This window comes from Microvirga tunisiensis, from assembly GCF_009296175.1.
Taxonomy (GTDB): Bacteria; Pseudomonadota; Alphaproteobacteria; order Rhizobiales; family Beijerinckiaceae; genus Microvirga; species Microvirga tunisiensis.
On record NZ_VOSK01000421.1, the window covers coordinates 1 to 4,702 of the forward strand.

General features: G+C 61.6%; 2 protein-coding genes and 4 pseudogenes. 1 reads left to right on the top strand and 5 read right to left on the bottom strand.

Translation table 11 applies throughout. The features are described 5' to 3' along the window. Window positions 1-126: 126 nt before the first annotated feature. A pseudogene (locus FS320_RS38290) lies at window positions 127-411 on the top strand (amidohydrolase); the annotation flags it as partial. Window positions 412-1,085: 674 nt separating this feature from the next. Here FS320_RS38290 and FS320_RS38295 read toward each other — a convergent pair. The 5 genes and pseudogenes from FS320_RS38295 to FS320_RS46520 all read right to left on the bottom strand — a co-directional run. After that, window positions 1,086-2,167: pseudogene (locus tag FS320_RS38295) on the bottom strand (IS110 family RNA-guided transposase). Window positions 2,168-2,343: 176 nt separating this feature from the next. After that, window positions 2,344-3,363 carry an ABC transporter ATP-binding protein gene (locus tag FS320_RS38300; protein ID WP_152717521.1) on the bottom strand — a complete coding sequence of 340 codons (1,020 nt, stop codon included), beginning with the start codon at window positions 3,361-3,363 and terminating at the stop codon, window positions 2,344-2,346. Between the two features lie 32 nt (window positions 3,364-3,395). Next, window positions 3,396-3,995: an ABC transporter permease subunit gene (locus FS320_RS38305; RefSeq protein ID WP_192926396.1), complete on the bottom strand. Its 600-nt coding sequence runs from the start codon at window positions 3,993-3,995 to the stop codon at window positions 3,396-3,398. 149 nt (window positions 3,996-4,144) lie between these two features. Beyond that, window positions 4,145-4,312 (bottom strand): annotated as a pseudogene (locus FS320_RS38310) (transposase); the annotation flags it as partial. A 55-nt stretch (window positions 4,313-4,367) separates the two neighbouring features. Continuing rightward, window positions 4,368-4,702: pseudogene (locus tag FS320_RS46520) on the bottom strand (IS5/IS1182 family transposase); the annotation flags it as partial.

A 4,702-nucleotide genomic window follows, 5' to 3' on the forward strand; every position in this document is an offset into this window, starting at 1 on the left:
GCGAGCGCACCAGCAAACGGCATGCGGGCTCAACGTGAATTCATCGCTGCTCTCTTCGGCGCGGCCGCCTAGCCTGAGACCATCTCCGGCAGTCTCTTGACTGACATGAAAGTCTGCAACGGAACCGACGTGAGCTGGGTGGTGCCCACCGTCCAGGCGCACGCGCCGACGGTCGCAATCGGCACGCCGTCTCACACATGGCAGGTCGTAGCCCAGGGCAAGATGCCGGCGGCGCACAAGGCGATGGTGCATGCTGCCAAGGCCATGGCAGCCACTGGGATGGCCGCGATAACCGATCCATCCCTGATAACCGCCGCCAAGGCCGATCTCGCCCAGAGGACACGGGAAACCCCATATGTGAGCCCGCTTCGTGAGGGCGTCGAGCCGCCCTTGGATATGTCGCGTATTTGATCGAAGCGAGGATGTCACATTAGCGGCGAATATTGCCCTCTACTTATCGAGGAAAATCTCGCACGGACGGAAGTCAAGGCCCTGAGAGCGGCATTTATACCTTCTCATGAACGTGAAGCGCGGAAAGCGGGTAGGCTGTGTTTCGCCGTGTCAGACCAAAAAAACCCGAGCTCTGCTCCAGACGCCCTGCAGAAAAGCATCCAAGAGAGAACGCAATGACCCTTCCGTCTGATACTCGAGTCAACTGTGGCCTCGCCCGAATGTTGAACCGGGCGACATGGGCTAAAATGATCGACCCCGGCCCGTGCTATCTTGGCTTATGACCCGACCACCAAATAGCGCGTTCACTTGCTCGGAACCGAGCTTTCTGAAAGTCCGCTCAAGGCCAAAGTGTAACGTTGAGCGGACCGAATGAAGGTCCGCTCATCCCGGCGATGCAGAAGAACGGCTAAGGTCAGCCCCGTGCCATGTGTGGACGGCTCTCCGTTGGCAAGGGATTTGTTTGACGCTTTTGCAAGGCTGGTCGGCGCGGCCATGTGTTCGACCTGTTGCTGCGGTGCTCATGACCGCTGGCCATAATGCCCTTCGCGAAGGGGTCCCGACCAAGAGCTCGCATTCCAAGATGCTCTGGCACGAATGGGTTGTCCCGCTTCCCGGTTCGACCGGATCCTGCATTAACGTCCTTTCGCCCTTTCCAACCTCGGTCTCGTCAGGTGTTCCGACGAGATGTTACGCTGCCTGCCGACCACCGGCTCACGATAGCGCTCGCCCTTGGCCATGATCGCCCACACCATCCGGGCCATCTTGTTGGCCAGAGCCACCGCCGCCACCTTGGTGGCCCGCCGCGCCAGCAATTGCACGATCCACGGCCGCTTGGTTCCATGCCGCTGGGCAAAGCGGATCACTGCGAGCGCGCCCACCGTCAGCATGGATCGCAGGTAGCGGTTGCCCTGCTTGGTCACCCCGCCGAGCCGCTCCTTGCCACCACTGGAGTTCTGCTTTGGCACCAGACCGATCCAAGCCGCCAGATTACGGCCTGAGGAGAAAGCCTTCGGATTAGGGACATGCGCCACCAGAGCGGAGGCGAGCAGCGGACCCACGCCAGGGATCTCGGCCAGCCGGCGGCTGACCTCGCTGGCGCGGTGGCAGGCGGTGATGCGCCGGTCCATCTCCAGGATCTGGCGCTTGAACAGCACCAGTTGCTCGGCCAACGCCAGGATGCAGGCACGGGCCAGCTCAGGCACGCGTTCGTCTCCATCACGGACCATCAGCAGCAACTCGTCGACACCTTCACGGCCTATCTTCGCCACCACGCCGGACTCCGCCAGGTGGGCCCGGATGGCGTTCGTGAGCATGGTTCTCTGGCGCATTTGCATCAGCCGCACCCGGTGCAACATCAGGATGCTCTGCTGCTCACACGTCTTCGTCTCGACAAAGCGCATGGTCGGCCGGGTCACCGCTTCGCAGATTGCCTCGGCATCGGCCATGTCGTTCTTCTGTCGTTTTACATACGGTTTGACGTAGGCCGGCGGCATGAGCTTCACCTGATGGCCGAAGCTCTGGAGCTCCCGCGACCAGTAATGGGCCGAGGCACAGGCCTCGATGCCGATCAGGCAGGGTGCAGGGAGGTAAAGAACTTGAGCACCTGTCCTCGCCTGACCTGACGCCGGATCAGCACCTCGCCCGTGGCGCTGATGCCGTGCACCTGGAAGACGGATTTGGCGATGTCCAGACCAATGGTGGTGACCGTGCTTATGGGCTGCTCCTGGGCTCCTGGCTGCTCGAAGCAGCCATGCTACCTCACCGCTGGGTGGGAGCCGTCCACAGCATCAGTTCCGGTCCTTTGGGACGTGTGAAAAGATCTGTAGCGCGGGCTGAGAAACGAAGGAGTTGCCCCATTGACTCAAACAACGAAACGGAGATCTTGAATGGCTAGTTGGCCCGTCGGCCGGCAACATCAAAAAAGTGCAGTCGGTCGGGCGCGATGGTGAGCCCTACGGTGGTATCCGCATCGATCAATTGGCTGTCGTACGCGACGAGGAAAACTTCGCCATCGGGCAGTTCCACGTGCAGCAACGAGGACGCGCCGGTATACTCGCTAAGGAGAACCCTCCCACTGACGAGGCCCGAACCGGGATCGGTCAGCTCGAGGTCCTCGGGTCGCATGCCGACGTGGCTCGCGCGGTAGGGGTGGGCGGGCAACGCTCCGGCAACCGAGCCGATTGGAAGAATGTTCATCTTCGGGCTACCGATGAACTGCGCCACGAACAGATTATCAGGTCGCTCGTAGAGTTCACGCGGCGTGCCAACCTGTTCCACGAGACCGTCGCGCAGCACCACGATTTTATCGGCCAGCGTCATGGCCTCGATTTGGTCATGGGTCACATAGATCATGGTGCTGCCGAGACGCTTGTGCAGCGATGCGATCTCGGAGCGCATGTGGACGCGCAGTTCCGCATCTAGGTTCGAGAGAGGCTCATCGAACAGAAACACCTCAGGGTTGCCGACGATCGCGCGGCCGATGGCGACGCGCTGCCGTTGCCCACCCGAGAGCTCGCGCGGAAGGCGGTCGAGGAGCGATTCCAACTTGAGCGTACGGGCGGCCTCCCCGACACGGCGGGCGCGCTCGTCGACCGGCACCTTGCGCACCTTGAGACCAAATCCCATGTTGTCGCGCACGTTCAGATGCGGATAGAGCGCGTAGGACTGGAACACCATCGCAACCCCGCGACGGGCCGGCGGCACCTCGTTGACGATCCGGTCCCCGATCCTGAGCACGCCGGCGCTAATGTCCTCTAGGCCCGAGATCATCCGCAGCAGCGTAGACTTTCCGCAGCCGGAGGGACCGACGAAGACGACGAACTCACCGTCGTCGACCGAGAGATCGACGCCGCGAATGACCTCGACCCTGCCGAAGTGTTTCTTGACGTTGCTGAGGGAGAGAGAGGTCATGGAAAAGTCCGATCTGCAGCAGGGATTGTGTCCTAGCCCTTCACGCCGGAGAGCGCGAAGCTCTCGATAATTTGGCGCTGGGCAATGAGGTAGACGACGAGGATCGGGATGACGGCAAGGCTCGTGGCTGCCAGTTGCAGGTGCCAGAGCGGCATGCCGTACGGATCCGTGAAGTTCGACAGCGCCAGCGGCAAGGTAAACTTCTCCAGCGACGAGACGAAGATCAGCGGCTCCAGAAAGAGATTCCAGGAATTGAGGAACGTAATGATGGCAACAGCCGCAAGCGCGGGCCGGGACATGGGCAGAGCAATGCTCCACCAGACTCCCAGCCGCGACAGGCCGTCCATCTTGCCCGCATCCTCGAGTTCCTTCGGCAAGGCGAGGAAATACTGCCGCATGAGGAAGGTCGCCATGATGCCCTGCGGTCCGAAGGTTGGCAGCAGGATCAGCGGCCAATGGGTGTCCACGAGGCCGGCCCAGCGCATCATGAAGAAATTAGGGATGATCGTCACCTCCTCGGGAACCATCAGTGCGGTCACCAGGAGGAGTGCGATCAGCGCAGCCCCGGCAAACCGCATGCGCGCCAGCGCATAGCCGGCAAGCGACGAGACAACCAGCGTCAGTACCGTCACGGTGACGGCGATGTAGAGCGAGTTGAAGTATTGCCGTGCGAAGGGCTGATGGTTGAAAACCTCAATGAAGTTCCGCCATTGCCATTCGCGCGGAACGAGGCTGGGCGACCCAAAAATTTCGGCCGCGCTCTTGAGAGGCTGGTGAGCAATTATCTTTCCTTTCGCGTGAGGCGACGCAGCAGGATGCGGCTCATGGCGAGATAGAGCAACATCTCGCCGGTCTCGACCAAGCGTTCGTAGTCCTTGGCGAGCCGCCGGTTGGTGGTGAGCCAACCGATGGTCCGCTCGACAACCCACCTGCGTGCGAGCACCTGGAAGCGACGTTGGTGCATAATTGAGAGGTGGGCCGCATGCACCCCTTAGCCCTGGGGTTCAGACGAGGCGCTGGGATACTGGCATGCCAAGGCTGGTCATGATGTTGATGACCTTGCAGCCGACCGCAGCTTCGGCCTTTTGCATAGACAGAGTCCGGGCGTGGAGGCGGCGACCAATCAGGGTTTTGTAGCGCATCATTGCCACCTCGCCCAAGGACCGCCAGCCATAGTTGACCGCCTTCTGCCAGCCGCGCCGACCCCGCGCTTGGATCATCTGGAGGTGCCGGTCTCGCTGGGTGGGCGCTGTCTCGGCCGAATTGCTCGGCACTGCCGTTGAGCGTGGTGGGATGATCACCGCCGCAGCAGGATCCCGCTCGGCGATGGTACGGTAGA

What these genes read in the sequence shown, in the direction of transcription:
- FS320_RS38300 (WP_152717521.1), bottom strand. Translation starts at nt 3,363, where the DNA reads ATGACCTCTCTCTCCCTCAGCAACGTCAAGAAACACTTCGGCAGGGTC.